This is a genomic window from Enterobacter sp. PL_is379 (assembly GCF_055817355.1).
On the sequence record NZ_JBVPGT010000015.1, the window covers coordinates 1 to 26,338 of the forward strand.

The following is a 26,338-nucleotide window of genomic DNA, read 5'->3' on the forward strand; positions in this document are numbered from 1 at the left end:
ATTGTTAAAGAGCAGTGCAACGCGGCTTTCGCTCACCGTTGCGAGGTGGCGTATATTACGCTTTCCTCTTTCAGAGTCAACCCGTTATTTCAGGATTTTTTCTCTTCAACCGACCGGGTTGTTTGTGAAGTGATTCACATCTGCCGTGTCGATGGAGGCGCATTATAGGGATCCCATTTTTTAGCACAAGTATTTTTTAGATCTTTTTTTCCGACTGCTGATTTTCCGCGCTTTTCGCTGAAATCCCGCCCGATCTGCTTAAATATTGACGTATTTTGCCTTGCCTCGATCCATTACTATGATCAAAGTCTTCTGTATAGCGCCCATTGTTAGAGGTAGATATGCCCGCAGTATTACGTCCTTATAAAGGTCTGTTCCCCCAAAAAGGCGATCGCGTGATGATCGATGCCAGCAGCGTGGTGATTGGTGATGTCCGAATGGCCGATGATGTCAGCATCTGGCCGCTCGTCGCCATCAGGGGTGATGTTAACTATGTGTCGATTGGTGCACGTACCAATATTCAGGACGGTTGCGTTCTGCATGTCACGCACAAATCCTCCTATAACCCGGAGGGCAATCCCCTCATCATTGGAGAAGAGGTTACCGTCGGCCATAAAGTGATGCTTCACGGCTGCACAATCGGAAATCGCGTGCTTGTTGGCATGGGGTCGATTTTGCTGGATGGCGTCATAGTAGAAGATGACGTAATGATTGGTGCCGGTAGCCTGGTCCCGCAGAACAAACGCCTGGAGAGCGGCTATCTCTATCTGGGAAGCCCGGTAAAACAGATCCGCCCCCTGAAGGAGGCAGAGATCGAAGGGTTAAAATACTCAGCGAACAACTACGTTACGTGGAAGAATGAGTATCTGGATCAGGACAACCAAACCCAGCCCTGATCGTCTTCCTGCTGTTCGCGGATTAAATCGCTGGCTTCCTCTTCCAGATCCCAGCGATTTTCGCAAAATACCGCTATCGGGTTTGAACCGCCAAAACGACGCAGCAGCGTTTCCCCATGAATGGCACAGGTAAGTTGCATACCCTGCACCAGCACCGGAAAACAAACCGCTTGTTTACTCTCATCCCAGCTCTCTCTGTCCGGGAAATGAATAGCCTGGTTCACGCTGAAAGTTCCTGCTTTAACTTTTCAATGACAGGTTCGACCGCAGGCAACACGCCGTGCCAGAGCAGCACCGCATGCGCAGCCTGACCCACCAGCATTCCCAGTCCATCGGCTAACTGTTTCGCGCCGTGTTGTTCACACCAGTTAAGGAAAGGCGTCTTCCCTTTCTGATAAAACATGTCATAGAAGTACATATGCGCGCTGACCAGAGAAGCGGGGATTGCCGGGATCTCACCGTTGATGCCGCTGGACGTGGCATTAATGACAAGATCGAACTCACGATCGGCAAGATCGTCAAGCGCTACTGCGCTCACGCTACCGGTATGCGCAAACAACGCCGCCAGCGCTTCTGCACGGGAAAAGGTTCTGTTGGTAATGGTCACCGCACAGTCCAGTGAAAGCAGAGGCAACAGTACTCCCCGCGATGCGCCGCCCGCACCAATCAGCAGGACCCGGAACCCGGGCTTAATAAATGAAAGTCGTTCCAGATCGCTAAGTAAACCAATTCCGTCGGTGTTATCCCCCAAAAGGCGACCATCCTCAAGCCGTTTTAGAGTATTGACTGCACCAGCCAGTGAAGCGCGCTCGGTCAGCTCATCCGCACGTTCGAAGGCTTCTTCTTTAAACGGGACCGTCACATTCGCACCTTTACCGCCCGCGGCGAAAAAAGCCTCCAGCGTTGGAATAAATGCATCCACCGGTGCCAGTACGCGACCATAGGGATGATTTATCTGCAGCTGCTTCGCAAATTGCTGATGAATCAACGGTGATTTGCTGTGTGCAATCGGATTACCAAAAACAGCATAGGTTTCCATGAGATTACCCCTGGCGAAAACGTTCGCCGGTTAAAGCGTCGCGAATTTCAGACGGATTCAGACGCCCTCCCGTTTCACCGACAGCAACAGGGAAGTCATTCCCGAACTGCGCCAGCACTTCTTCGGTTGTCCGACAAGGTGGCAATCCGGTCAGGTTAGCGCTGGTTGAGACCAGCGGTTTACCAAACGCCAGACAAAGCTCAACCACCAGCGGATGGTCAGTGACGCGTACGGCGAGGGAATCAAAGCGTCCGGTTAACCAGCGCGGCGTTGTCGGCTGCGCAGGGAAGACGAAGGTCACCGGTCCAGGCCACGCGGAGAAGATCGTCTCGCGCTGCGCCGGCGTCAGCATAGAATCATCGATGTAGGGCTTAAGCTGCTCGTAATTTGCAGCGATCAAAATCAGCCCTTTCTCGACGGGTCTTTGTTTTAAGGCAAGCAGGCGGCTCACAGCCGTCTCGCTGTCAGGATCGCAACCGACCCCAAAAACAGCTTCAGTTGGATAGGCGATGACTTCTTCATTTTTCAGTACGTCCACTGCATGCGCAATGGAGCCTGATGGCAGGTTATTATTCACTATATTGATCCGCCGTTACCGGCTTTCCACATTGTTTACTGGCGCAGAAGCGTTTCATGCCTTGCGCGGTTTTCTTCTCTATGAGTAGCGGATAATTGCAATGAGGGCAGGTTCCCGCTACCGGTTTAAAATTGATAACGAACTGGCATTCAGGATAGCGATCGCACGAATGGAAGGTCTTACCATAACGGGAGCGGCGCTGTACCAGCTGACCGCGCTGACACTGAGGGCAGGCAATTGCCGTTTCATCAGGCTTATCAATTTGTTCCGTATGTTCGCATTCCGGGTAGCGACTACATCCAATAAACATGCCGAAACGCCCCTGACGCAGGGCTAATTCACCACCGCAGACTGGACAAAACTGCCCCTCCAGAATTTTAACGATATGTCCATCCGCCTGGCTTTTCAGGGGACGGACATAATCACATTCCGGATAGTGTGAACAACCGAGAAACGGGCCGTGTTTCCCGGACCGAATAACAAGTTCAGCCCCGCACTGCGGGCAGGGCTCGTTTTTATGCACCGTGAATAGTGCTGATTTGGCCATAACAACTCTTGGTGCTGCACATTGAATTAGTGCAGCATACCTTCATTCACTTCAAAGAGTAATTCTTCCATTTGCTGATAGGCATTTTCACAGCCCGGGATATTAAACAGAACCATCAGGATCACCCACTTGAGATCTTCCAGTTCAAATTCTGCTGTATCCAGCGCCATAACGCGCTCTATCACCATTTCTCTCGTTTCGAGGTTCAGCACCTGAATCTGCTCAAGGAATAAGATGAACCCCCGGCAGCTGGCGTCCAGCCTTTCACACTCTTCTGCGGTATAAATGCGTACTGACAATGGGTCAGAAGCAAGCTGCATCGGTTCGGCGAGGCCTTCCTGATAATCAGCCAGTTTTTCCAGCCACATCAACGCATTATAGATATCTTCCCGCTCAAACCCCGCATCGGTAAGATCCTGTGTCAATTTGTCCTGATCCACTCGCATTTCTGCTTCGTTATGGATGTAAGTCTCAAACAAATACATCAGTACGTCGAACATGGCATGCCCTCCTTAATCGGACATAGCCGCCGGGTACAGCTGCGATCCACCCTGCTAACTCCAGTTCGAGTAGCTGTGCTACCGTTACTGGCACAGGTTGGCCGGCACGTTCAGCGACAACGTCAACAGGTGTTACCTCATCTCCTACGTTAGCCAGGAGCTTGGGAAATGGCAATGCCACCTTTCCCTGATCTGATGAATATTGTCGCTTTTCGGGATCTTCCTGCAGCCATTGCAGCCCATATTGCAAATTTTCAAGAATATCCCCTACTTCCGTTACCGGTGTTGCCCCTTGCTTAATCAGCCAGTGGGGACCCTCGCATCCGGGGTTGCCTATCGGACCAGGCAAGGCGAAGACTTCTCGTCCCTGTTCCAGCGCGCATCGCGCCGTGACCAGTGAACCGCTTCGCAGCGCGGCTTCAACCACCAGCACGCCTTTGCTAAGCCCGCTGATAATGCGATTACGACGCGGAAAGTTTGCCGGTCTGGGCTGTGCGGAAAGCGGAAATTCAGACACTATCGCGCCGTCAGACTCAATAAGCCGCATCGCCAATGCCTGATGTCGGCGTGGATAAATGCTAAAAAGACCATTCCCCAGCACCGCGACAGTTCGTCCTTTAACTGACAGCGCCGCGCCGTGGGCAACGCCATCAATACCACAGGCCAGCCCGCTGGTAATCGTGAAACCACTTTGTGAAAGTTGTTCGCACAGGATTTTCCCCCATCGCTCGCCGTACCATGACGGCGCACGACTGCCTACCACCGCCAGCTGAACAGTTTTGAGCGTCTCAGGGTTACCTTTTATGAATAATGCCCCGGGATAGTCAGGGATCGTGCGGAGTAGAGGGGGATAAAGGGAATGATTGGCCGTTAATAAATGATGTCCCGGCTGCTCAAGCCATTTCAGGCTACGTTCCAACTCACTCTCATTGAACGCAAAGAATCGTTCAGCCTGCTTTGCTGTCAGTCCAGCATTTCTTAAGGCAAGCATGTCGATGCCTTCCTGCCTCTGCAGTCGTGCAGCCGCTTCCACCATGACATCACCACACAGAGAACCTGTGTGCATAAGCCGTAGCCATATCTCGATTGGCGTCATCCTTTCCCCTGCCATAAGCGGCCTCCGCAATCATTGCGATTGGTCACTGATGCTGTCAATCGATGGGGGATTTGTCTAGAATAGAGGTAGTATTCTTATCAACTCCTGAACACGACTCTGGAAATTTATGGCAGTTTTGCAAGTGTTACATATTCCGGACGAGCGCCTTCGCATCGTCGCTGAACCGGTCAAAGAAGTGAATGCAGAAATCCAGCGTATCGTTGATGATATGTTCGATACCATGTACGCCGAAGAAGGCATTGGCCTGGCGGCGACGCAGGTGGACATTCACAAGCGTATTATCGTGATTGATGTTTCTGAAAATCGCGATGGCCGTCTGGTGCTGATTAACCCTGAGTTGCTCGAAAAGAGTGGCGAAACCGGTATCGAGGAAGGCTGTCTGTCTATTCCTGAACAGCGTGCGTTAGTGCCGCGTGCTGAAAAAGTGAAAATTCGCGCCCTGGATCGTGACGGTAATCCGTTCGAACTGGAAGCAGACGACCTGCTGGCGATTTGTATTCAGCATGAGATGGATCACCTGGTCGGTAAACTGTTTATCGATTACCTCTCGCCGCTGAAACAGCAGCGTATTCGTCAGAAAGTAGAGAAACTGGATCGTTTGCGTTCTCGCGCATAACGTCCCCCCGGATACAAGGATTATCGTGTCTAAAACACTACGTATTATCTTCGCGGGAACCCCTGATTTTGCAGCGCGTCACCTTGACGCGCTGCTATCGTCTGGTCACCAGGTTGTTGGCGTCTTTACCCAGCCGGACCGTCCTGCAGGCCGCGGCAAAAAACTGATGCCGAGCCCGGTCAAGGTGCTGGCAGAAGAGCATGGGCTTCCTGTTTTTCAGCCTGCATCGCTGCGCCCGCAGGAAAATCAGCAGCTGGTTGCTGACCTGAATGCCGACGTAATGGTGGTGGTGGCTTACGGTTTAATTCTGCCAAAAGCTGTGCTTGATATGCCGCGCCTGGGTTGTATCAACGTGCATGGGTCTCTGCTCCCACGCTGGCGTGGTGCAGCACCTATCCAGCGCTCGCTGTGGGCGGGTGATGCCGAAACGGGCGTGACCATCATGAAGATGGACGTAGGTTTAGACACCGGCGACATGCTGTATAAACTGGCCTGCCCCATTACGCCAGACGATACCAGCGCCACGCTGTATGACAAACTGGCAGACCTTGGCCCACAAGGTCTTATCGAGACGCTTCAGCAGCTTGCTGACAATACGGCAAAACCGGAAGTTCAGGATGACGCGCTGGTGACGTATGCCGAAAAACTGAGCAAAGAAGAAGCGCGGATCGACTGGTCCCTGTCGGCCGCTCAACTTGAACGCTGCATCCGCGCTTTTAATCCGTGGCCAATGAGCTGGATGGAGATTGATGAGCAGCCAGTGAAAGTCTGGAAAGCCTCCGTCATTAGCGGTACTACCACGGCTGAACCCGGTACGATTGTTGACGCCAACAAGAACGGGATCCAGGTGGCGACTGCGCAAGGGATCCTGAATCTTGAATCGCTACAACCGGCCGGTAAGAAGGCCATGAGCGCTCAGGATCTGTTAAATTCTCGTCGCGAATGGTTTATTCCGGGCAATCGTCTTGCCTGAGCAAATTTATTCTTAAGGCCCGGTGTTTCCGGGCATTTTTATTTTTACGGTTATGAAAAAACAAAATCTACGCAGTATGGCGGCTCAGGCCGTTGAGCAGGTTATCGAGCAGGGCCAGTCATTAAGTAACGTCCTGCCTCCCCTGCAGCAAAAAGTCTCTGATAAAGACAAAGCCCTGCTTCAGGAGCTCTGCTTTGGCGTTCTGCGCACGCTTTCTCAGCTTGAGTGGTTGATTAACAAGCTGATGTCACGCCCAATGACAGGCAAGCAGCGCACCGTACACTATTTGATTATGGTGGGTTTTTATCAGCTTCTTCATACCCGCATCCCACCTCATGCCGCGCTGGCTGAGACGGTGGAAGGTGCCGTTGCGATTAAACGCCCTCAGCTGAAAGGGCTGATCAACGGTGTACTGCGTCAGTTCCAACGACAGCAGGATGAGCTTCTGGCTGAATTTGCCCAAAACGAAGCACGCTTCCTGCATCCGGACTGGCTGTTGAAGCGGCTGAAAAAAGCTTATCCGCAGCGGTGGCAGGACATTGCCGATGCCAACAACCAGCGTCCGCCAATGTGGTTACGCGTGAATCGTAATCACCACACCCGTGACGCATGGCTGGCATTACTCGAAGAAGCTGGAATGAGTGGTTTCACTCACGCTGCATACCCTGATGCCGTACGTTTAGCCTCCCCCGCTCCGGTACATGCATTACCGGGTTTCGAAGAGGGTTGGGTAACGGTACAGGATGCTTCTGCCCAGGGTTGCATGACCTGGCTTGAACCCCAGAACGGTGAGCAGATCCTCGATCTCTGCGCCGCACCAGGGGGCAAAACGACGCATATTCTTGAAGTGGCTCCGCAGGCCAGCGTGATGGCGGTGGACGTCGATGAACAGCGTCTTTCACGCGTCTACGACAACCTCAAGCGTCTGGGCATGAAGGCTCAGGTTAAGCAAGGCGATGGACGCAAACCCGCAGAATGGTGTGGTGAAACGCAATTCGATCGCATTTTGCTGGATGCTCCCTGCTCTGCAACCGGCGTTATTCGTCGTCATCCGGACATCAAGTGGCTGCGTCGCGATCGTGATATTAACGAACTTGCCCAGCTGCAGTCCGACATTCTCGACGCCATCTGGCCGCATCTCAAACCTGGCGGAACGCTGGTCTATGCAACCTGCTCCGTACTGCCGGAAGAAAACAGCCAGCAAATCGCGGCCTTCCTTAAACGTACCCCGGACGCCGCGCTGCGCGATACGGGAACGCCTGAATCCCCGGGTCTGCAGAACCTGCCGGGTGCCGAAGAGGGTGATGGCTTCTTTTACGCTAAGCTAATCAAAGAGTGATGTTGAGAACAGGTCACGAGATATGAAGATTATCATTCTGGGTGCAGGACAGGTTGGCGGAACGCTGGCGGAAAACCTGGTGGGCGAAAACAACGACATCACCATAGTCGATACCAACGGCGATCGTCTGCGTGTCTTACAGGACAAGTTTGACCTGCGCGTGGTGCAGGGTCATGGTTCTCACCCACGGGTTCTTCGTGAGGCAGGTGCCGACGATGCCGACATGCTGGTTGCGGTAACCAGTTCTGACGAAACCAATATGGTGGCCTGTCAGGTGGCCTACTCGCTTTTCAACACGCCAAACCGAATCGCGCGCATTCGCTCTCCGGACTATGTTCGCGATGCTGAGAAACTGTTTAATTCCGAAGCGGTCCCTATTGACCATCTCATCGCACCGGAACAGCTGGTTATCGACAATATCTATCGCCTGATCGAATATCCGGGCGCCCTGCAGGTGGTGAACTTTGCCGAGGGGAAAGTGAGTCTGGCAGTGGTTAAGGCCTATTACGGTGGACCATTGATCGGCAATGCGCTTTCTACCATGCGCGAGCACATGCCGCATATCGATACGCGCGTCGCAGCCATTTTCCGTCACGACAGGCCAATCCGCCCGCAAGGCTCCACGATTGTCGAAGCAGGTGATGAGGTCTTCTTTATTGCGGCCTCACAGCATATTCGTGCCGTAATGAGTGAACTTCAGCGTCTCGAAAAACCCTATAAACGCATTATGCTGGTCGGCGGCGGCAATATCGGTGCAGGCCTGGCACGTCGGTTAGAAAAAGATTACAGCGTAAAATTGATCGAGCGCGATCAGCAGCGTGCTGCTGAACTGGCGGAAAAACTGCAAAATACGATCGTATTTTATGGCGATGCGTCTGATCAGGAGTTGCTGGCTGAAGAGCATATTGATCAAGTTGATCTTTTTATTGCCGTCACCAACGACGACGAGGCGAATATAATGTCCGCCATGCTCGCCAAGCGTATGGGTGCAAAGAAGGTCATGGTGCTTATCCAGCGCAAGGCGTATGTCGATCTGGTCCAGGGTAGCGTTATTGATATTGCCATTTCGCCGCAGCAGGCGACAATTTCCGCGCTCCTGAGCCATGTTCGTAAAGCGGATATTGTCGGTGTGTCATCGCTCCGCCGCGGCGTAGCGGAAGCCATTGAAGCCGTGGCGCATGGAGATGAAACCACATCACGCGTCGTGGGCCGGTCGATCGACGAAATTAAGCTGCCGCCAGGCACGATCATCGGCGCCGTTGTGCGCGGAAATGACGTCATGATTGCCAATGACAATTTACGTATTGAGCAAGGCGATCACGTTATTATGTTCCTTACGGATAAAAAGTTTATTACTGACGTCGAACGTTTATTCCAGCCAAGTCCATTCTTCCTTTAAAGAGTAGGGTGCTCTAGAAAGAGCACCCGCACTTTATCCTTTTCATTTCTGTGCCTTTTATTTTTCATAACGTTTAATTATCCCGAATGGCAATTGGCTAATCATTTGTTAAACTTATACTCGTCAGCTGGCACAAGGAGAGAACAATGAGTTTTATTAAAGAATTTCGCGAATTTGCGATGCGCGGGAACGTGGTGGATTTGGCAGTGGGTGTCATTATTGGTGCAGCATTCGGCAAGATTGTTTCATCATTAGTGGCCGACATTATCATGCCACCATTAGGGTTGTTAATCGGGGGCATTGATTTCAAACAATTCGCTTTCACGCTGCGTGAAGCGCAGGGTGATGTTCCGGCAGTAGTAATGCACTACGGCGTATTTATTCAGAACGTATTTGATTTTGTGATTGTCGCGTTTGCCATTTTTATGGCTATCAAGCTGATCAACAGGCTCAACCGTAAAAAAGAAGAGCCGGCTGCTGCACCTGCACCAACGAAAGAAGAAGTGCTGCTGAGTGAGATCCGCGATCTGTTAAAAGAACAGAATAACCGCGTTTAATCGAAAGTTTAAAGCAGAAAGGCCAGTGGTAAATAAGCGATTCGCTTGCTTGCCACTGGCCTCCCAGTTACCCCGTTTTTCATGTTTGTCTTTACGCAGATAACTTCCTTTCCCTTTTTTATTCTTCTCAACGCGCTGCCTGAATAACGGGTCGTGAAGTAACGCCTCAATGGCATTGTCCTTAATTTGTCCTTTCGTGTGCTGATAGCGGCTCATAATGTCTCCAGAGCAAGGTTTATGACGACGGGAGTCTAGACCCAGATGAATTAAAAATCAACAGCCCTCGGTTTCTCCACTCGCTCCCTGTTCAAGGGCTTCGAGAATTGAACAGTAAATACTGCTGTGGGCCGTCCCGCAGCAGGCATCATTCAGCCTTTGCAGAGAGCGCTGCATGGTTTGCAGCTCCTGGATGCGTGCTTCAACTTCGTCCAGCCGGGCCTGCACAATGCTTTTAGATTCCTGGCAGGTGTGATGTTCCGGATCGATGCGGATCGATAATAACTCGCGGATCGAATCCAGCGTGAAGCCGAGCTGACGCGCATAACGAATAAATCGCAGACGCTGCAGATCGTTATCGGTATAAAGGCGAAAGCCTCCTTCTGTACGAACTTCATGATCGATCATCTGCTGCTTTTCGTAATAACGGATGGTATCCGGCGTAACGTTCGCAAGCTTCGCAAGTTCACCAATACGGTACATAACTACTCCTCGTTTATTCTCTGCATCAATCTTTCACCGTATTCACCGCGCAGAAAATCAGTGTTCATCCCAGCCTGGCGCAGCTTGAGTTCAAGCAGGGCGAGACGGCGGCTCAGTTCAGAATGTCGCGGATCGTCCTGACGGATACCGTTGAGAAGATCGGCCAGTTCAACAGCCTCTCTGCGCTGTTCGAGCTCCGGAGGGAGACAGCCCGCGTTTTTCAGTAAACGGTATCCAGCTCGCAGTTCAGGCGCAATGTGCGAATCATCGTCAAGCACAAGGGGTTCGCCGCTTCCCGGGAGATCGTCGAATTCACCTTTATTTTGGGCATCGCGAATATGGCGTTCTGCCCACTGGTCGAGCAACCACATTACCAGCTCCAGGGAATGAACAGAATTGATACAGACATTGTAGAGAAGTGGGGATATCGCGGATATAAAAAAACCCGCCGGAGCGGGTTTTTTTACGTTACTACAGATTACTCTGCAGCAGCTTCTGCTTTCTCTGAACGATCAACCAGCTCGATGTAAGCCATCGGCGCGTTGTCGCCTGCACGGAAACCACACTTCAGAATGCGAGTGTAACCACCGGCACGGCTCGCGAAACGCGGGCCCAGTTCGTTAAACAGTTTTGCCACGATCTCGTTATCACGAGTACGGGCGAATGCCAGACGACGATTAGCAACGCTGTCAGTCTTGGCAAGAGTAATCAGCGGCTCAACTACGCGACGCAGCTCTTTCGCTTTAGGCAGGGTCGTCTTGATGATCTCATGACGAACCAGTGAACCTGCCATGTTGCGGAACATAGCCTGGCGATGGCTGCTGTTGCGGTTCAGTTGACGACCACTCTTACGATGGCGCATGACCTTATCCTTCTCAGTAAAACCTTAACCTGTGATCCGGTTACTCGTCAGCAATGCTTGCCGGTGGCCAGTTTTCCAGGCGCATGCCCAGAGACAGACCACGTGAAGCCAGCACGTCTTTAATCTCAGTAAGAGATTTTTTACCCAGGTTCGGCGTTTTCAGCAACTCAACCTCGGTACGCTGTACCAGATCACCGATATAGTGGATAGCTTCTGCCTTGAGGCAGTTAGCAGAGCGGACAGTCAATTCGAGATCGTCAACAGGGCGCAGCAGGATCGGATCGAATTCTGGTTTCTCTTCTTTCACTTCCGGCTGACGTACATCACGTAAGTCAACGAAAGCTTCCAGTTGTTCTGCCAGGATGGTTGCCGCACGACGAATCGCCTCTTCAGGATCGATTGTGCCATTGGTTTCCATTTCGATGACCAGCTTGTCCAGGTCGGTACGCTGTTCTACACGCGCTGCTTCAACATTGTAGGCAATACGCTCTACAGGGCTATAGCATGCGTCGACCAGCAGACGGCCGATTGGGCGCTCATCTTCTTCCGAATGAATTCGGGCAGAAGCCGGCACATAACCACGACCGCGCTGAACTTTGATACGCATGCTAATTGCTGCGTTCTCATCGGTCAGGTGGCAGATCACGTGCTGCGGCTTGACGATTTCAACATCACCGTCGTGGGTGATGTCGGCTGCAGTCACAGGGCCAATGCCAGATTTATTCAGAGTAAGAATAACTTCATCTTTACCCTGAACTCTCACCGCCAGCCCTTTCAGGTTGAGCAGGATTTCAAGGATATCTTCCTGAACGCCTTCTTTGGTGCTGTACTCATGAAGTACACCATCAATCTCAACCTCGGTCACCGCGCAACCCGGCATCGATGAGAGCAGAATACGGCGCAGTGCGTTACCCAGAGTATGGCCAAAGCCACGCTCTAAAGGCTCAAGGGTCACCTTGGCGTGCGTCGAACTCACTTGCTCGATATCTACCAGGCGCGGTTTTAGAAACTCTGTCACAGAACCCTGCATTGTGTCCTCTCTTTGGTACTAAGCTTTACTTGGAGTAAAGCTCGACGATCAGGTGTTCGTTAATGTCCGCAGACAGATCAGAACGTTCTGGCTGACGCTTGAACGTACCTTCCATCTTGCCAGCATCAACTTCCAGCCAGGTTGGCTTTTCACGCTGCTCAGCCAGCTCCAGAGCGGCCTTCACGCGAGATTGCTTTTTCGCTTTCTCACGAATGCTAACAACGTCATTCGCTTTAACCTGATAAGAAGCGATGTTAACAACACGACCGTTTACCATGATTGCTTTGTGGCTAACCAGCTGACGTGATTCAGCACGAGTAGCGCCGAAGCCCATACGGTATACAACGTTGTCCAGACGACCTTCCAGCAGAGCGAGCAGGTTTTCACCTGTGTTGCCTTTCAGACGTGCTGCTTCTTTATAGTAGTTACGGAACTGACGCTCCAGCACACCGTACATACGGCGAACTTTTTGCTTTTCACGCAACTGCACACCATAGTCAGACAGACGCGGTTTACGCGCACCGTGCTGGCCAGGAGCTTGTTCAATTTTACACTTGGTATCGATCGCGCGAACGCCAGACTTAAGGAATAAGTCGGTGCCCTCACGACGGCTCAGCTTGAGCTTAGGACCCAAATATCTTGCCATTTTCTATCTCCAACTAACCTAAAAAACGGAGCGTTATACGCGACGTTTTTTCGGCGGACGACAACCGTTATGAGGGATCGGAGTCACATCAGTAATATTCGTGATGCGGAAACCAGCGGCGTTCAGAGCGCGAACAGTAGATTCACGACCCGGACCCGGACCTTTAACCATAACTTCCAGATTCTTGATGCCGTATTCTTTTACGGCTTCTGCGCAACGCTCTGCTGCAACCTGAGCTGCGAACGGAGTGGATTTGCGAGAACCACGGAAACCGGAACCACCGGCTGTTGCCCAACCCAATGCGTTACCCTGACGATCAGTAATAGTAACGATGGTGTTGTTGAAAGAAGCATGGATATGAGCCACGCCGTCAGAGACTTGTTTTCTTACACGTTTACGTGCACGAACTGGTGCCTTTGCCATTATTCAATCACCCCGATTATTTCTTGATCGGTTTGCGCGGACCCTTACGGGTACGTGCGTTGGTCTTAGTACGCTGACCGCGCACTGGCAGACCACGACGATGACGCAAACCGCGATAGCAACCAAGATCCATCAGGCGCTTGATGCTCATGCTGATTTCACGGCGCAGATCACCTTCAACGACAAATTTGGCAACTTCGTCACGCAGCGTGTCGATTTGTTCTTCAGACAGCTCACTGATCTTAACATCTTCAGCGATACCCGCTGCAGCCAGAATGGCTTTAGAACGGGTCTTGCCGACGCCGTAGATCGAAGTTAATGCGATCACAGCATGTTTCTGATCAGGAATGTTAATGCCTGCTATACGGGCCACTATGCACTCCTACTATTTAATATGTACGCACCATGCTGAAAAGCCCGTTTTCAGGATACTCAAATGGAAACGTACAGACATACAAAAGATTGGCTGGCTAATCTAGCCAGCTCAACCCAACTTTGCAAGAAAAATATGCGAAATAATCAGCCTTGGCGCTGTTTATGCTTCGGCTCGGCACTGCAAATCACACGGATGACACCATCACGCTTAACGATTTTGCAGTTACGGCATAATTTCTTGACGGAAGCACGAACTTTCATTTTTACTCTCCGTAACTTCTCAGGCGACCATTTAGCGGCCGTAGCCTTTCAGGTTCGCCTTCTTCAATGCAGACTCGTACTGACTGGACATCATCAGAGTTTGCACTTGAGCCATAAAGTCCATAATCACGACAACAACGATAAGCAGTGAGGTCCCACCGAAGTAGAACGGTACTTTCATTGCATCACGCATGAACTCCGGGATCAGGCAGATAAAAGTAATATAAAGCGCACCAACCAAAGTCAGGCGAGTCATTACTTTATCGATATACTTCGCCGTTTGCTCTCCCGGACGAATTCCTGGTACAAATGCACCGGACTTCTTCAGGTTATCTGCTGTTTCACGCGGGTTGAAGACCAACGCCGTGTAGAAGAAACAGAAGAAGATGATCGCAGACGCATAGAGTAACACATAAAGTGGTTGCCCAGGCTGCAAATACAGCGAAATTGTTGTCAGCCAGTTCCAACCAGTACCGCCCCCGAACCATGACGCGATGGTCGCCGGGAACAGAATAATACTGGAAGCGAAGATAGCCGGGATAACCCCCGCCATGTTCACTTTCAGCGGTAAATGTGTGCTCTGTGCAGCATAGACACGACGACCCTGCTGACGTTTAGCGTAGTTCACCACAATGCGGCGTTGACCACGTTCAACGAAGACAACAAAGAACGTCACTGCAAATACTAATACTGCAACCAACAGCAACAGGAGGAAGTGCAGGTCGCCTTGACGCGCTTGCTCAATAGTATGGGCGATGGCTGGCGGGAGGCCCGCAACAATACCGGCGAAGATAATGATTGAGATACCGTTACCGATACCACGCTCAGTAATCTGTTCGCCGAGCCACATCAGGAACATAGTCCCTGTGACCAGACTTACAACAGCGGTGAAGTAGAATGCAAAGCCCGGGTTTAACACCAGGCCCTGCATACCAGGCATATTCGGCAGACCGGTAGCAATACCGATCGACTGGAATATTGCCAGCACCAGAGTACCGTAACGGGTGTACTGACTAATCTTACGACGTCCAGACTCCCCTTCTTTCTTCAACTCTGCCAGGGCCGGATGAACGACCGTCAGCAGCTGGATAATAATAGATGCCGAAATGTACGGCATAATACCCAATGCGAAGATAGAAGCACGGCTGAGAGCACCACCAGAGAACATGTTGAACATTTCAATGATGGTGCCTCGCTGTTGCTCAAGCAGTTTGGCAAGTACAGCGGCATCGATACCAGGGATCGGAATAAAAGAGCCAATACGGAACACAATCAGCGCGCCGATAACAAACAGCAGTCTGCGTTTCAGCTCGCCAAATCCACCTTTGGCACTTTGAAAATCTAATCCCGGTTGCTTAGCCATCTGCTACTTATTCCTCAATTTTACCGCCAGCAGCTTCGATAGCAGCACGAGCACCTTTAGTAACACGCAGGCCACGAACAGTTACCGGAGTAGAAACTTCACCAGCCAGGATCACTTTCGCGAACTCGATCTGGATACCGATAATGTTTGCTGCTTTCAGCGTGTTCAGGTCTACAACGCCGCCTTCAACTTTCGCCAGGTCAGACAGACGGATTTCCGCTGTGATCGCTGCTTTGCGAGAGGTGAAGCCGAACTTCGGCAGACGACGGTACAGTGGCATCTGGCCACCCTCGAAACCGCGACGTACGCCACCGCCAGAACGAGAGTTCTGACCTTTGTGACCACGACCACCGGTTTTGCCGAGGCCAGAACCGATACCACGACCCAGGCGTTTACCCGCCTTTTTAGAGCCTTCGGCCGGAGACAGAGTATTTAAACGCATCTCTTACTCCTCAACTTTAACCATGAAGTAAACCGCGTTGACCATACCACGAACAGCAGGAGTATCCTCGCGCTCAACGGTATGACCAATACGACGCAGACCCAGGCCAAGCAGCGTTGCCTTGTGTTTCGGCAGACGACCGATTGCACTGCGGGTTTGAGTGATTTTAATAGTCTTTGCCATGGTCAATTACCCCAGAATTTCTTCAACGGATTTACCACGCTTGGCAGCGACCATTTCTGGAGAATTCATATTTTCCAGGCCATCAATAGTTGCACGAACCACGTTGATCGGGTTGGTGGAACCATATGCTTTAGCCAGAACGTTATGAACCCCAGCAACTTCCAGAACGGCGCGCATTGCACCACCGGCGATGATACCGGTACCTTCTGAAGCTGGCTGCATGAATACACGAGAACCCGTGTGAACACCTTTAACTGGGTGCTGCAGGGTGCCGTTGTTCAGCGCGACGTTAATCATGTTGCGACGGGCTTTTTCCATCGCTTTCTGGATCGCTGCTGGAACTTCACGCGCTTTACCGTAACCAAAACCAACGCGACCGTTACCATCGCCTACTACAGTCAGAGCTGTGAAGGAGAAAATACGACCACCTTTAACGGTTTTAGATACGCGGTTTACCGCGATCAGCTTTTCCTGCAGTTCGCCAGCCTGTTTTTCGATGTGAGCCATCTTACACCTCTACCTTAGAACTGAAGGCCAGCTTCACGGGCAGCATCTGCCAGTGCCTGGACACGACCATGATATTGGAACCCGGAACGGTCAAAGGAAACATTGCTGATGCCTTTTTCCAGAGCGCGTTCAGCAACAGCTTTACCTACAGCTGCAGCGGCGTCTTTGTTACCGGTGTACTTCAATTGTTCTGAGATAGCTTTTTCTACAGTAGAAGCAGCTACCAGAACTTCAGAACCGTTCGGTGCAATTACCTGTGCGTAAATATGACGCGGGGTACGATGTACCACCAGGCGAGTTGCACCCAGCTCTTTGAGCTTGCGGCGTGCGCGGGTCGCACGACGGATACGAGCAGATTTCTTATCCATAGTGTTACCTTACTTCTTCTTAGCCTCTTTGGTACGCACGACTTCGTCGGCGTAACGAACACCCTTGCCTTTGTAAGGCTCAGGACGACGGTAGGCGCGCAGATCTGCTGCAACCTGACCGATCAGCTGTTTATCAGCGCCTTTCAGCACGATTTCAGTTTGAGTCGGACATTCTGCAGTGATACCGGCCGGCAGCGGATGCTCAACAGGGTGTGAGAAGCCCAGAGACAGGCCTACTGCATTCCCTTTGATAGCTGCACGATAACCTACACCAACCAGCTGAAGCTTTTTAGTGAAGCCTTCGGTAACACCAACAACCATTGAGTTCAGCAGGGCACGCGCGGTACCAGCCTGAGCCCATCCATCCACGAAACCATCACGTGGACCGAAGGTCAGAGCGTTATCTGCATGTTTAACTTCAACAGCTTTGTTGAGGGTACGAGTCAGCTCGCCGTTTTTACCTTTGATCGTAATAACCTGACCGTCGATTTTTACATCAACGCCGGCAGGAATAACGACCGGTGCTTTAGCAACACGAGACATTCTTTCCTCCGATTAGGCTACGTAGCAGATAATTTCGCCACCAAGACCAGCCTGGCGCGCTGCACGATCAGTCATAACACCTTTAGAGGTAGAAACAACTGCGATACCAAGACCAGCCATAACTTTTGGCAGCTCATCTTTTTTCTTATAGATGCGCAGGCCTGGGCGGCTGACACGCTGAATGCTTTCTACAACAGCTTTACCCTGGAAATACTTGAGAGTAAGTTCCAGTTCCGGCTTGGTGTCGCCTTCAACTTTAAAATCTTCGATAAAACCTTCTTCCTTCAGCACGTTGGCAATTGCCACTTTCAGCTTGGCGGAAGGCATGGTGACCGCAACTTTGTTCGCGGCCTGACCGTTACGGATACGGGTCAGCATATCCGCGATCGGATCTTGCATGCTCATCTGTCTTTACTCCCGTGATTCAATTGGTAATTACCAGCTAGCCTTTTTCAAGCCTGGCACTTCACCGCGCATAGCGGCTTCACGCAGTTTGATACGGCTCAACCCAAACTTGCCCACATAACCATGTGGACGACCTGTTTGACGACAGCGGTTACGCTGACGAGACGGGCTGGAATCACGCGGCAGAGACTGCAGCTTGAGAACCGCATTCCAACGATCTTCGTCGGAAGCGTTCACATCAGAAATGATCGCTTTCAGTTCAGCGCGTTTAGCGAAGAATTTATCAGCTAAAGCTACGCGCTTTACTTCGCGTGCTTTCATTGATTGCTTAGCCATTCAGTAACCCTACCTTACTTGCGGAACGGGAAGTCAAAGGCAGCCAGCAGAGCACGGCCTTCTTCGTCAGATTTCGCAGTAGTGGTAATGGTAATATCCAAACCACGCACGCGGTCGACTTTATCGTAGTCGATTTCTGGGAAGATGATCTGCTCACGGACACCCATGCTGTAGTTACCACGACCGTCGAAAGACTTAGCGGACAAGCCACGGAAGTCACGGATACGTGGAACAGCAATAGTGATCAGGCGCTCAAAGAACTCCCACATGCGTTCGCCACGCAGAGTTACTTTACAGCCGATCGGATAGCCCTGACGGATTTTGAAGCCTGCAACAGATTTGCGTGCTTTGGTGATCAGCGGTTTTTGACCGGAGATTGCTGTCAGGTCAGCTGCTGCGTTATCCAGCAGTTTCTTGTCAGCGATCGCTTCACCAACACCCATGTTCAGGGTGATCTTCTCGACCCGAGGGACTTGCATGACAGAATTGTAGTTAAACTCAGTCATGAGTTTGTTAACTACTTCGTCTTTGTAGTAATCATGCAGTTTCGCCATCGTACTACTCCAAATTACTTGATAGTTTCGCTGTTAGACTTGAAGAAACGGACTTTTTTGCCGTCTTCGAATCTAAAGCCTACACGGTCAGCCTTGCCGGTAGCCGCATTGAAGATTGCAACGTTAGAAACCTGAATAGCAGCTTCTTTTTCAACGATGCCGCCTGGTTGGTTCAGGGCCGGAACCGGCTTCTGATGTTTCTTAACCAGGTTGATACCTTCAACGACAAGTTTGCCGGAAGACAGAACATTTTTCACTTTACCGCGTTTACCTTTATCTTTACCGGTTAACACGATAACTTCGTCATCACGACGGATTTTCGCTGCCATGATTCGCTCCTTAGAGTACTTCTGGTGCCAGAGAGATAATTTTCATGAACTTCTCAGTACGAAGTTCACGAGTTACCGGCCCAAAGATACGCGTGCCGATAGGCTGCTCGCTGTTATTGTTTAAAATAACGCATGCATTACCATCGAAGCGAATGACAGAACCGTCAGGGCGACGAACACCCTTCTTGGTGCGCACCACTACCGCCTTCAGCACATCACCTTTTTTGACCTTACCACGTGGAATTGCTTCCTTGATGGTGATCTTGATGATGTCGCCTACGCCTGCGTAGCGACGGTGCGAGCCACCCAGAACCTTGATACACATTACGCGACGTGCACCGGAGTTGTCGGCGACGTTCAGCATAGTCTGTTCTTGGATCATTTTAGTGCTCCGCTAATGTCAACTACTACCTGAGACTCTAAAATCAGAGCCGTTAAAAAGCCCCATATCGAGGGCGCGGCATTATAACACCGCTTCTGCAATATGGGTAGAAAAAATAAACGGCTCATCGCTGAGCCGTTTATTCGTATTGAGAAGGCGTACTGTATTACAGAACCGCTTTCTCTACAACGCGAACCAGCGTCCAGGACTTAGTCTTGGACAGTGGACGGCATTCACGGATTTCAACCTTGTCGCCGATACCACATTCGTTGTTCTCGTCATGTACGTGCAGTTTGGTCGTACGCTTGATGAATTTACCGTAGATCGGGTGTTTCACAATACGTTCGATAGCTACAACAATGGATTTCTCCATTTTGTCGCTAACAACACGACCTTGCAGAGTACGGATTTTATCGGTCATTACGCACCCGCCTTCTGAGTCAGTAAAGTCTTAACGCGTGCAACATTGCGACGCACTTGCTTCAGCAGGTGAGTCTGTTGCAGCTGGCCACTTGCAGCCTGCATACGCAGGTTGAACTGCTCACGCAGCAGGTTCAGCAGCTCAGCGTTCAGCTCTTCAACGCTTTTTTCACGCAGCTCTTTTGCTTTCATTACATCACCGTCTTAGTTACAAAGGTGGTTTTGATAGGCAGTTTCGCTGCTGCCAGGCCGAAGGCTTCACGGGCCAGCTCTTCCGGAACACCGTCCATTTCATAAAGGACTTTGCCCGGTTGGATCAAGGCAACCCAGTACTCCACGTTACCTTTACCTTTACCCATACGAACTTCCAGCGGCTTCTCGGTGATCGGTTTGTCCGGGAATACACGGATCCAGATCTTACCTTGACGCTTAACTGCACGGGTCATTGCACGACGTGCTGCTTCGATCTGACGTGCAGTCAGACGACCACGGCCAACAGCTTTCAGACCGAAAGTGCCGAAGCTAACATCCGTACCCTGCGCCAGACCACGGTTGCGGCCTTTGTGCACTTTACGGAATTTTGTACGCTTTGGTTGTAACATCAGCGACGCTCCTTATTTACGGCCTTTACGCTGCTGCTTTTTAGGTTGAGCAGCCGGTTTTTCCGGTTGTTCAACAGCAGCCATACCACCCAGGATCTCACCTTTGAAGATCCATACCTTAACGCCGATTACACCGTAAGTGGTGTGCGCTTCAGAGGTGTTGTAGTCGATGTCAGCACGCAGAGTGTGCAGCGGTACGCGACCTTCACGGTACCATTCGGTACGTGCGATTTCCGCGCCGCCCAGACGGCCGCTAACTTCAACTTTGATACCTTTAGCGCCCAGACGCATTGCGTTCTGTACAGCACGCTTCATAGCACGACGGAACATAACACGACGTTCCAGCTGAGAAGTGATGCTGTCAGCAACCAATTTAGCGTCCAGTTCAGGCTTACGAACTTCAGCGATATTGATCTGTGCAGGAACGCCAGCGATATCCGCTACGACCTTGCGCAGTTTTTCTACGTCTTCGCCTTTCTTACCGATAACGATGCCAGGGCGAGCAGTGTGAATAGTCACACGGATGCTCTTAGCTGGACGCTCGATAACGATACGAGATACAGACGCTTTAGCCAGTTCCTTAGTCAGGTACTGACGTACTTTAAAATCGCTGTCCAGGTTGTCAGCGAATTCTTTGGTGTTCGCAAACCAGGTAGAGTTCCATGGTTTTACAATACCCAGGCGAATACCATTAGGATGTACTTTCTGACCCATTGCTAGTCTCCAGAGTCTCAGCGATCGGACACAACCACAGTAATGTGGCTGGTGCGCTTCAGGATGCGATCTGCACGACCTTTCGCACGCGGCATAATGCGCTTCATGCTTGGGCCTTCATCTACGAAAATTTTCGCGACTTTCAGATCGTCGATGTCAGCGCCATCGTTGTGTTCAGCGTTAGCAATGGCAGATTCCAGTACTTTCTTGACCAATACCGCAGCTTTCTTGTTGGTATAGGTCAGGATGTCCAGGGCCTGCGACACTTTCTTACCGCGAATCAGGTCAGCAACAAGGCGAACCTTCTGAGCAGAAGAACGAGCATGGCGATGTTGAGCTAAAGTTTCCATCTCTTCCTCCTACCTTATTTCTTCTTCGCTTTTTTATCAGCAGCGTGGCCGCGATAAGTACGAGTCGGTGCGAATTCACCCAGTTTGTGACCAACCATTTCGTCGGTAACAAAGACTGGAACGTGCTGACGACCATTATGGACAGCGATGGTCAAACCGATCATGTTAGGAAAGATCGTTGAACGACGGGACCAAGTGCGCAGGGGCTTCTTGTCTCCGCTTTCCACCGCTTTCTCTACCTTCTTCAGCAAGTGCAGGTCAATAAAAGGACCTTTCTTGAGAGAACGTGGCATGGCTTATCCTCTAAAATTATTTGCTACGGCGACGTACGATAAATTTATCAGTACGCTTGTTGCTGCGGGTCTTCTTACCTTTGGTCTGAACGCCCCACGGAGTTACCGGGTGCTTACCAAAGTTACGACCTTCACCACCACCATGTGGGTGGTCGACTGGGTTCATCGCAGTACCGCGAACGGTAGGACGAACACCACGCCAGCGTGCAGCACCTGCTTTACCCAGAACGCGCAGCATATGCTCAGCATTGCCAACTTCGCCCAGAGTAGCGCGGCAGTCTGCTTCGACTTTACGCATTTCACCAGAACGCAGACGCAGGGTGACATAAGCACCATCACGCGCAACGATCTGAACGTAAGTACCAGCGGAACGTGCCAGCTGACCGCCTTTACCTGGTTTCATTTCTACGTTATGAACGGTAGAACCAACCGGGATATTGCGCATCGGCAGGGTGTTGCCTGCTTTGATTGCAGCATCAACGCCAGACTGAATCTGGTCGCCAGCTTTCAGGCCTTTAGGGGCCAGGATGTAACGGCGTTCGCCGTCTTTGTACAGAACCAGCGCGATGTTCGCGGAACGGTTCGGATCGTACTCAAGACGTTCAACAACTGCTGGGATACCGTCTTTGTTGCGTTTGAAGTCAACAATACGATAAGCCTGCTTGTGGCCACCACCGATGTGACGAGTGGTGATACGGCCATTGTTGTTACGACCACCGGATTTGCTGTTTTTTTCCAGCAACGGAGCAAAAGGTTTGCCCTTGTGCAGCTCAGGGTTAACCACTTTAACTACGTGGCGACGACCCGGAGATGTCGGTTTACATTTAACAACTGCCATTGTATTACTCCTCCGACTTACTCAGCGCCGCCAACGAAGTCCAGATTCTGGCCTTCTTTCAGGGTGACGTAAGCTTTTTTCCAGTCGCTACGACGACCGATACGCTGTCCGTGACGTTTAACTTTCCCTTTAACTACCAGGGTGTTAACGACTTCGACTTCGACTTCAAACAGTTTCTGCACAGCAGCTTTGATCTCTGCTTTGGTCGCGTCTTTAGCAACTTTGAGAACGATGGTGTTTGTTTTTTCCATCGCAGTAGACGCTTTTTCAGAAACGTGCGGTGCGCGAAGCACCTTCAGCAGACGTTCTTCACGAATCATGCCAGCATCTCCTCAACTTGCTTAACAGCATCAGCAGTCATTACGACTTTGTCGAAGGCGATCAGGCTAACCGGGTCGATACCAGTCGCATCGCGTACGTCAACCTTGTGCAGGTTACGTGCGGCCAGGAACAGGTTCTCGTCCAGCTCACCGGTGATGATCAGCACATCTTCCAGAGCCATGTCTTTCAGTTTCTGTGCCAGCAGCTTAGTTTTAGGCGCTTCTACAGAGAACTTCTCGACAACGATCAGACGATCCTGACGTACCAGTTCGGACAGGATGCTTTTCAGCGCGCCGCGGTACATCTTTTTGTTAACTTTTTGACTGTGGTCCTGTGGACGCGCAGCGAAGGTCACACCACCTGAACGCCAGATCGGGCTCTTGATAGAACCTGAACGCGCACGGCCGGTACCTTTCTGGCGCCATGGCTTTTTGCCAGAACCAGTTACTTCAGCACGAGTCTTCTGAGCACGAGTACCCTGACGAGCACCAGCTGCATAAGCAACAACAACCTGGTGAACCAGCGCTTCGTTGAAATCACGACCGAAGGTAGTTTCGGAAACAGTCAGCGCGCTCTGCGCGTCTTTCAATACTAATTCCATTGCTATCCCCTTACGCCTTCACAGCTGGTTTAACGATCAGGTCGCTACCGGTTGCACCCGGAACTGCACCTTTAACCAGCAGCAGGTTGCGCTCAGCGTCAACACGTACTACGTCCAGGCTCTGAACGGTTACACGTTCGTTACCCAGCTGACCTGCCATTTTCTTGCCTTTGAACACTTTGCCCGGAGTCTGGTTCTGACCGATAGAACCCGGAACGCGGTGAGACAAGGAGTTACCGTGAGTAGCGTCCTGGGTACGGAAGTTCCAGCGCTTAACGGTACCAGCAAAACCTTTACCTTTAGAGGTACCGGTTACGTCAACTTTTTTAACGTCAGCAAACAGCTCAACGCTAATGTCCTGACCTACGGTGAACTCTTCGCCTTCAGCAAGACGGAATTCCCACAGACCACGGCCAGCTTCTACGCCAGCTTTAGCGAAGTGACCCGCTTCTGGTTTGGTTACACGGTTAGCTTTTTTAGCACCAGTGGTAACCTGAATAGCGCGGTAGCCATCGTTAGCCAGATCTTTAACCTGAGTAACGCGGTTTGCTTCAACTTCGATTACGGTTACTGGGATAGAAACGCCATCTTCAGTGAAGATGCGGGTCATACCCACTTTTTTACCGACTAAACCAATCATTGTTTCAACCTCTCAATCGCTCGATGACCTGATTAACCCAGGCTGATCTGCACGTCTACACCGGCAGCCAGATCCAGACGCATCAGAGCATCAACGGTTTTCTCAGTTGGCTCAACGATGTCAACCAGACGCTTGTGAGTGCGGATTTCGTACTGATCGCGCGCGTCTTTGTTAACGTGCGGAGAGATCAGAACGGTGAAGCGCTCTTTGCGGGTCGGCAGCGGGATCGGACCACGGACTTGCGCACCAGTGCGCTTAGCAGTCTCGACGATTTCCGCGGTTGATTGATCGATCAGACGATGATCAAACGCTTTAAGGCGGATACGGATTCTTTGGTTCTGCATGAGACCAGAGCTCCAATTATTTTATAAACGAAAATGATTACTCCTCAAACCCATTACGATTGATGGGAGAGTGTAACCGTTCTTACGTAGCTCCCCAATTGGGAGCATTGTTGAGTAACAAAATGAGCTACTCTGGTTCTGATTGAACCCGCCGTCAATTACGACAAGCCCGCGCATTATACGTAAATCTGGGCAAGACGCAAGTGCCGTTTAGAAATTAAGCGCCAATGTCGCAGGGTGCGTAAGAGCGCGCAACGTTTTATGCAATGTATTCTGCGGCGATGCTTTGTTTCGAGCCGCTACGCATCTCCGTTTTTTGTGCATTGCCGGACAGGCCGATTATAACGACTATGCGCTCAAACCCGTTTGAGGCCTTTTACATGCTTACCACCCTCCCCTTTCTGTTGATCTATCTTTCACTGACTGCCTTACTGGTACATGCCGATATTCGCTACGGTCTGCTTCCCGATAAATTTCTCTGCCCACTGCTATGGGCTGGGCTGCTCTTCCAACTCTGTATCCAACCTGAATTTCTGCCGAGCGCGGTGGCGGGTGCAATGGCTGGATATATTGGCTTTGCCGTTATTTACTGGGGCTACTGGTTTATCTGCCGGCGTGAAGGTATGGGATATGGCGATGTGAAATACCTGGCGGCGCTTGGTGCATGGCACGGCTGGTGCGTACTGCCAATGCTGGCGTTACTCGCGGCGCTGATGGCGCTTCTTTGCATTCTTGTCTTTTCGTTCATTCGCCCTGATAAGAAGGCAATAAAAAACCCGCTGCCTTTTGGGCCATTTCTGGCAGCAGCGGGTTTATGCGTAGGCTGGAAGACGTTGGTTACTCTTCCACTTTAATCTGTGACTGAAGGTAGTTCTGCAGGCCAATTTTAGCAATGAGATCCAGCTCTGTTTCCAGCCAGTCAATATGCCCTTCTTCATCGGCCAGGATCTGGATCATCATATCGCGGCTGACGTAGTCATGTACGCTGTCAGCATAGGCAATGGCTTCACGGAGATCTTTAGCGCCTTCAAGTTCCAGCCTGAGGTCGGAACGCAGCATCTCTTCGACATCTTCTCCGATACCCAGCTTGCCGAGATCCTGCAGGTTTGGAATGCCTTCAAGGAATAAAATACGCTCGATATATTTATCAGCGTGTTTCATCTCATCTATAGATTCATGGTACTCAACGTCGTTTAAACGTTTGAGTCCCCAGTTTTTGAACATTCTCGCGTGAAGAAAGTACTGGTTGATTGCGACAAGCTCATTTCCCAATAATTTATTGAGATAACTTATGATTTTAACATCACCTTTCATTATATAGTCCCTCCGCTTCCACTCATTGAAGCGTAGATCGGGCTACAGGGATGTCAAAAAAAAGATGGGCGCTTACGCGATCTCTTTGTATTCCGGGATCTGCATCAGTTCGTCCTGCATGATCTCTCGCGCAGCACGTACACATTTACCGCATTGATTTCCCACCGGAACAAATTTGCGAAGCTGCTGGAATGACTGGGGCTGAAACTGGCGAACGGCCTGACGTATTTTTTTGTCGCTTACACCATTACATAAACAAACGTACATAGAAACTCCCGTTCAAATTATGCGCAAAGTGTAAGTGAGAATGGTTATGATTACAATAGCACAAACGCCAGAATGCGGGGCGGGAGCAGGCAAAAAATGCGAAATTTTGTGACAACGCCTGAGCGGCAGAAAACAAAAAAGGACGCCGAAGCGTCCTTTTTTTATTCGGGGATAATTAATTAGCCCAGAACTTTAGCAACAACGCCCGCGCCAACGGTACGGCCGCCTTCACGGATTGCGAAACGCAGACCGTCGTCCATCGCGATTGGGTGGATCAGAGTCACAACCATCTTGATGTTGTCGCCTGGCATTACCATCTCAACGCCTTCTGGCAGTTCGATGGTACCGGTCACGTCAGTTGTACGG

47 protein-coding genes are annotated in these 26,338 nt (G+C 51.0%); 7 read left to right on the plus strand and 40 right to left on the minus strand.

Annotation, left to right across the window (positions count from 1 at the left end):
- Positions 1-341: 341 nt before the first annotated feature.
- Positions 342-896: a gamma carbonic anhydrase family protein gene (locus AC0TOY_RS00495; protein WP_048989714.1), complete on the plus strand. Its 555-nt coding sequence runs from the start codon at positions 342-344 to the stop codon at positions 894-896.
- On the opposite strand, the gene AC0TOY_RS00500 is transcribed toward AC0TOY_RS00495, so the two are convergent.
- Genes AC0TOY_RS00500 through dprA form a run of 6 tightly spaced genes read right to left on the minus strand, consistent with a single transcriptional unit; the run spans position 872 to position 4,655 of the window.
- Positions 872-1,120 carry a DUF1488 family protein gene (locus AC0TOY_RS00500; RefSeq protein WP_023309442.1) on the minus strand — a complete coding sequence of 83 codons (249 nt, stop codon included), beginning with the start codon at positions 1,118-1,120 and terminating at the stop codon, positions 872-874. The genes AC0TOY_RS00495 and AC0TOY_RS00500 overlap by 25 nt on opposite strands.
- Positions 1,117-1,935: a shikimate dehydrogenase gene (gene aroE, locus AC0TOY_RS00505; RefSeq protein WP_023309443.1), complete on the minus strand. Its 819-nt coding sequence runs from the start codon at positions 1,933-1,935 to the stop codon at positions 1,117-1,119. The genes AC0TOY_RS00500 and aroE overlap by 4 nt, the downstream gene beginning before the upstream one ends.
- Positions 1,936-1,939: 4 nt before the next feature.
- Positions 1,940-2,512 carry an L-threonylcarbamoyladenylate synthase type 1 TsaC gene (tsaC, locus tag AC0TOY_RS00510; protein ID WP_023309444.1) on the minus strand — a complete coding sequence of 191 codons (573 nt, stop codon included), beginning with the start codon at positions 2,510-2,512 and terminating at the stop codon, positions 1,940-1,942.
- Positions 2,505-3,059 carry a DNA topoisomerase family protein gene (locus AC0TOY_RS00515; RefSeq protein ID WP_061716392.1) on the minus strand — a complete coding sequence of 185 codons (555 nt, stop codon included), beginning with the start codon at positions 3,057-3,059 and terminating at the stop codon, positions 2,505-2,507. Before AC0TOY_RS00515 ends, tsaC begins: the two co-directional genes overlap by 8 nt.
- A 26-nt stretch (positions 3,060-3,085) precedes the next feature.
- Complete coding sequence (gene smg, locus AC0TOY_RS00520; RefSeq protein WP_008503477.1) at positions 3,086-3,559, minus strand: DUF494 family protein Smg; 474 nt, start codon at positions 3,557-3,559, stop codon at positions 3,086-3,088.
- Complete coding sequence (gene dprA / locus AC0TOY_RS00525) at positions 3,531-4,655, minus strand: DNA-protecting protein DprA (protein WP_148769143.1); 1,125 nt, start codon at positions 4,653-4,655, stop codon at positions 3,531-3,533. The genes smg and dprA overlap by 29 nt, the downstream gene beginning before the upstream one ends.
- Before the next feature lie 127 nt (positions 4,656-4,782).
- Here dprA and def point away from each other — a divergent pair, with 127 nt between their 5' ends.
- The 5 genes from def to mscL all read left to right on the plus strand — a co-directional run bounded on the left by def (position 4,783) and on the right by mscL (position 9,560).
- Positions 4,783-5,292, plus strand: a complete 510-nt coding sequence (gene def / locus AC0TOY_RS00530; protein WP_008503479.1) for a peptide deformylase — start codon at positions 4,783-4,785, stop codon at positions 5,290-5,292.
- Between the two features lie 25 nt (positions 5,293-5,317).
- Positions 5,318-6,265 (plus strand): methionyl-tRNA formyltransferase, encoded by a 948-nt coding sequence (gene fmt / locus AC0TOY_RS00535; RefSeq protein WP_048989712.1) that lies wholly within the window; start codon positions 5,318-5,320, stop codon positions 6,263-6,265.
- 52 nt (positions 6,266-6,317) lie between these two features.
- Entirely contained in the window at positions 6,318-7,604 is a 1,287-nt protein-coding gene (gene rsmB / locus AC0TOY_RS00540) for a 16S rRNA (cytosine(967)-C(5))-methyltransferase RsmB (RefSeq protein WP_024909660.1), read from the plus strand.
- A 22-nt stretch (positions 7,605-7,626) separates the two neighbouring features.
- Complete coding sequence (gene trkA, locus AC0TOY_RS00545) at positions 7,627-9,003, plus strand: Trk system potassium transporter TrkA (protein ID WP_024909661.1); 1,377 nt, start codon at positions 7,627-7,629, stop codon at positions 9,001-9,003.
- Between the two features lie 146 nt (positions 9,004-9,149).
- On the plus strand, positions 9,150-9,560 hold the full coding sequence (gene mscL / locus AC0TOY_RS00550) for a large-conductance mechanosensitive channel protein MscL (RefSeq protein ID WP_023309449.1): 411 nt from the start codon (positions 9,150-9,152) through the stop codon (positions 9,558-9,560).
- Here mscL and AC0TOY_RS00555 read toward each other — a convergent pair.
- The 31 genes from AC0TOY_RS00555 to rpsJ all read right to left on the minus strand — a co-directional run bounded on the left by AC0TOY_RS00555 (position 9,534) and on the right by rpsJ (position 24,391).
- Positions 9,534-9,776, minus strand: a complete 243-nt coding sequence (locus AC0TOY_RS00555) for an alternative ribosome-rescue factor A (RefSeq protein ID WP_024909662.1) — start codon at positions 9,774-9,776, stop codon at positions 9,534-9,536. The two genes, mscL and AC0TOY_RS00555, sit on opposite strands and share 27 nt — an antisense overlap.
- A gap of 57 nt (positions 9,777-9,833) precedes the next feature.
- The gene (gene zntR / locus AC0TOY_RS00560; RefSeq protein WP_024909663.1) at positions 9,834-10,259 is read right to left on the minus strand and encodes a Zn(2+)-responsive transcriptional regulator; all 426 of its coding nucleotides are present in this window, start codon (positions 10,257-10,259) and stop codon (positions 9,834-9,836) included.
- Positions 10,260-10,261: 2 nt separating this feature from the next.
- Complete coding sequence (locus tag AC0TOY_RS00565) at positions 10,262-10,630, minus strand: DnaJ family domain-containing protein (protein ID WP_024909664.1); 369 nt, start codon at positions 10,628-10,630, stop codon at positions 10,262-10,264.
- Between the two features lie 107 nt (positions 10,631-10,737).
- Positions 10,738-11,121, minus strand: a complete 384-nt coding sequence (gene rplQ, locus AC0TOY_RS00570) for a 50S ribosomal protein L17 (protein ID WP_001216368.1) — start codon at positions 11,119-11,121, stop codon at positions 10,738-10,740.
- Positions 11,122-11,161: 40 nt separating this feature from the next.
- Positions 11,162-12,151, minus strand: coding sequence for a DNA-directed RNA polymerase subunit alpha (locus tag AC0TOY_RS00575; protein ID WP_002919219.1), 990 nt, complete (start codon positions 12,149-12,151; stop codon positions 11,162-11,164).
- Positions 12,152-12,176: 25 nt separating this feature from the next.
- Positions 12,177-12,797: a 30S ribosomal protein S4 gene (gene rpsD / locus AC0TOY_RS00580; RefSeq protein WP_004868345.1), complete on the minus strand. Its 621-nt coding sequence runs from the start codon at positions 12,795-12,797 to the stop codon at positions 12,177-12,179.
- A gap of 33 nt (positions 12,798-12,830) precedes the next feature.
- On the minus strand, positions 12,831-13,220 hold the full coding sequence (gene rpsK, locus AC0TOY_RS00585) for a 30S ribosomal protein S11 (RefSeq protein ID WP_003863312.1): 390 nt from the start codon (positions 13,218-13,220) through the stop codon (positions 12,831-12,833).
- Between the two features lie 16 nt (positions 13,221-13,236).
- Positions 13,237-13,593, minus strand: coding sequence for a 30S ribosomal protein S13 (rpsM, locus tag AC0TOY_RS00590; RefSeq protein ID WP_003863308.1), 357 nt, complete (start codon positions 13,591-13,593; stop codon positions 13,237-13,239).
- A 146-nt stretch (positions 13,594-13,739) separates the two neighbouring features.
- Complete coding sequence (gene rpmJ, locus AC0TOY_RS00595) at positions 13,740-13,856, minus strand: 50S ribosomal protein L36 (RefSeq protein ID WP_000868187.1); 117 nt, start codon at positions 13,854-13,856, stop codon at positions 13,740-13,742.
- A gap of 31 nt (positions 13,857-13,887) precedes the next feature.
- A complete protein-coding gene (secY, locus tag AC0TOY_RS00600; protein ID WP_003863305.1) occupies positions 13,888-15,219 on the minus strand; it encodes a preprotein translocase subunit SecY in 1,332 nt (443 codons plus the stop codon).
- 7 nt (positions 15,220-15,226) lie between these two features.
- The gene (gene rplO, locus AC0TOY_RS00605; RefSeq protein ID WP_003863304.1) at positions 15,227-15,661 is read right to left on the minus strand and encodes a 50S ribosomal protein L15; all 435 of its coding nucleotides are present in this window, start codon (positions 15,659-15,661) and stop codon (positions 15,227-15,229) included.
- Positions 15,662-15,664: 3 nt separating this feature from the next.
- The gene (gene rpmD, locus AC0TOY_RS00610; protein WP_003863301.1) at positions 15,665-15,844 is read right to left on the minus strand and encodes a 50S ribosomal protein L30; all 180 of its coding nucleotides are present in this window, start codon (positions 15,842-15,844) and stop codon (positions 15,665-15,667) included.
- 6 nt (positions 15,845-15,850) lie between these two features.
- Positions 15,851-16,351 carry a 30S ribosomal protein S5 gene (gene rpsE / locus AC0TOY_RS00615; protein ID WP_003863299.1) on the minus strand — a complete coding sequence of 167 codons (501 nt, stop codon included), beginning with the start codon at positions 16,349-16,351 and terminating at the stop codon, positions 15,851-15,853.
- Positions 16,352-16,365: 14 nt separating this feature from the next.
- Positions 16,366-16,719, minus strand: a complete 354-nt coding sequence (rplR, locus tag AC0TOY_RS00620) for a 50S ribosomal protein L18 (RefSeq protein ID WP_003863297.1) — start codon at positions 16,717-16,719, stop codon at positions 16,366-16,368.
- A 9-nt stretch (positions 16,720-16,728) separates the two neighbouring features.
- Entirely contained in the window at positions 16,729-17,262 is a 534-nt protein-coding gene (gene rplF / locus AC0TOY_RS00625) for a 50S ribosomal protein L6 (RefSeq protein WP_003863296.1), read from the minus strand.
- Between the two features lie 12 nt (positions 17,263-17,274).
- Positions 17,275-17,667, minus strand: a complete 393-nt coding sequence (gene rpsH / locus AC0TOY_RS00630) for a 30S ribosomal protein S8 (protein ID WP_006178918.1) — start codon at positions 17,665-17,667, stop codon at positions 17,275-17,277.
- 30 nt (positions 17,668-17,697) lie between these two features.
- Positions 17,698-18,003, minus strand: coding sequence for a 30S ribosomal protein S14 (gene rpsN, locus AC0TOY_RS00635; protein WP_003863291.1), 306 nt, complete (start codon positions 18,001-18,003; stop codon positions 17,698-17,700).
- Positions 18,004-18,017: 14 nt separating this feature from the next.
- The gene (gene rplE, locus AC0TOY_RS00640; protein ID WP_001096206.1) at positions 18,018-18,557 is read right to left on the minus strand and encodes a 50S ribosomal protein L5; all 540 of its coding nucleotides are present in this window, start codon (positions 18,555-18,557) and stop codon (positions 18,018-18,020) included.
- 14 nt (positions 18,558-18,571) lie between these two features.
- On the minus strand, positions 18,572-18,886 hold the full coding sequence (gene rplX / locus AC0TOY_RS00645) for a 50S ribosomal protein L24 (protein ID WP_003863287.1): 315 nt from the start codon (positions 18,884-18,886) through the stop codon (positions 18,572-18,574).
- A 10-nt stretch (positions 18,887-18,896) separates the two neighbouring features.
- A complete protein-coding gene (rplN, locus tag AC0TOY_RS00650) occupies positions 18,897-19,268 on the minus strand; it encodes a 50S ribosomal protein L14 (protein ID WP_002919748.1) in 372 nt (123 codons plus the stop codon).
- Positions 19,269-19,434: 166 nt separating this feature from the next.
- Positions 19,435-19,689, minus strand: coding sequence for a 30S ribosomal protein S17 (gene rpsQ / locus AC0TOY_RS00655; RefSeq protein WP_008503489.1), 255 nt, complete (start codon positions 19,687-19,689; stop codon positions 19,435-19,437).
- Positions 19,689-19,880, minus strand: coding sequence for a 50S ribosomal protein L29 (gene rpmC, locus AC0TOY_RS00660; protein WP_003863282.1), 192 nt, complete (start codon positions 19,878-19,880; stop codon positions 19,689-19,691). The genes rpsQ and rpmC overlap by 1 nt, the downstream gene beginning before the upstream one ends.
- On the minus strand, positions 19,880-20,290 hold the full coding sequence (rplP, locus tag AC0TOY_RS00665; protein ID WP_002919759.1) for a 50S ribosomal protein L16: 411 nt from the start codon (positions 20,288-20,290) through the stop codon (positions 19,880-19,882). The genes rpmC and rplP overlap by 1 nt, the downstream gene beginning before the upstream one ends.
- 12 nt (positions 20,291-20,302) lie before the next feature.
- On the minus strand, positions 20,303-21,004 hold the full coding sequence (rpsC, locus tag AC0TOY_RS00670) for a 30S ribosomal protein S3 (RefSeq protein ID WP_000529945.1): 702 nt from the start codon (positions 21,002-21,004) through the stop codon (positions 20,303-20,305).
- A 17-nt stretch (positions 21,005-21,021) separates the two neighbouring features.
- Entirely contained in the window at positions 21,022-21,354 is a 333-nt protein-coding gene (gene rplV, locus AC0TOY_RS00675) for a 50S ribosomal protein L22 (RefSeq protein WP_002919773.1), read from the minus strand.
- Positions 21,355-21,368: 14 nt separating this feature from the next.
- The gene (rpsS, locus tag AC0TOY_RS00680; protein WP_001138117.1) at positions 21,369-21,647 is read right to left on the minus strand and encodes a 30S ribosomal protein S19; all 279 of its coding nucleotides are present in this window, start codon (positions 21,645-21,647) and stop codon (positions 21,369-21,371) included.
- Positions 21,648-21,663: 16 nt separating this feature from the next.
- Complete coding sequence (gene rplB / locus AC0TOY_RS00685; protein WP_000301859.1) at positions 21,664-22,485, minus strand: 50S ribosomal protein L2; 822 nt, start codon at positions 22,483-22,485, stop codon at positions 21,664-21,666.
- A 17-nt stretch (positions 22,486-22,502) separates the two neighbouring features.
- Positions 22,503-22,805, minus strand: coding sequence for a 50S ribosomal protein L23 (rplW, locus tag AC0TOY_RS00690; protein ID WP_000617546.1), 303 nt, complete (start codon positions 22,803-22,805; stop codon positions 22,503-22,505).
- Positions 22,802-23,407, minus strand: coding sequence for a 50S ribosomal protein L4 (gene rplD / locus AC0TOY_RS00695; RefSeq protein ID WP_000424395.1), 606 nt, complete (start codon positions 23,405-23,407; stop codon positions 22,802-22,804). Before rplD ends, rplW begins: the two co-directional genes overlap by 4 nt.
- Before the next feature lie 10 nt (positions 23,408-23,417).
- Positions 23,418-24,047: a 50S ribosomal protein L3 gene (rplC, locus tag AC0TOY_RS00700; RefSeq protein WP_003863274.1), complete on the minus strand. Its 630-nt coding sequence runs from the start codon at positions 24,045-24,047 to the stop codon at positions 23,418-23,420.
- Positions 24,048-24,079: 32 nt separating this feature from the next.
- Positions 24,080-24,391: a 30S ribosomal protein S10 gene (gene rpsJ / locus AC0TOY_RS00705; RefSeq protein WP_001181005.1), complete on the minus strand. Its 312-nt coding sequence runs from the start codon at positions 24,389-24,391 to the stop codon at positions 24,080-24,082.
- 380 nt (positions 24,392-24,771) lie between these two features.
- On the opposite strand from rpsJ, the gene AC0TOY_RS00710 reads away from it, so the two are divergent.
- Entirely contained in the window at positions 24,772-25,245 is a 474-nt protein-coding gene (locus AC0TOY_RS00710; RefSeq protein WP_473721394.1) for a prepilin peptidase, read from the plus strand.
- Here the strand turns inward: AC0TOY_RS00710 and bfr are convergent.
- The 3 genes from bfr to AC0TOY_RS00725 form a co-directional block, all read right to left on the minus strand.
- Positions 25,229-25,705, minus strand: a complete 477-nt coding sequence (bfr, locus tag AC0TOY_RS00715; protein WP_008503492.1) for a bacterioferritin — start codon at positions 25,703-25,705, stop codon at positions 25,229-25,231. The two genes, AC0TOY_RS00710 and bfr, sit on opposite strands and share 17 nt — an antisense overlap.
- A gap of 72 nt (positions 25,706-25,777) precedes the next feature.
- Positions 25,778-25,972 (minus strand): bacterioferritin-associated ferredoxin, encoded by a 195-nt coding sequence (bfd, locus tag AC0TOY_RS00720; protein ID WP_008503493.1) that lies wholly within the window; start codon positions 25,970-25,972, stop codon positions 25,778-25,780.
- Between the two features lie 179 nt (positions 25,973-26,151).
- A partial coding sequence (locus tag AC0TOY_RS00725; RefSeq protein ID WP_000308341.1) for an EF-Tu C-terminal domain-related protein occupies positions 26,152-26,338 on the minus strand: 187 nt, incomplete at its 5' end.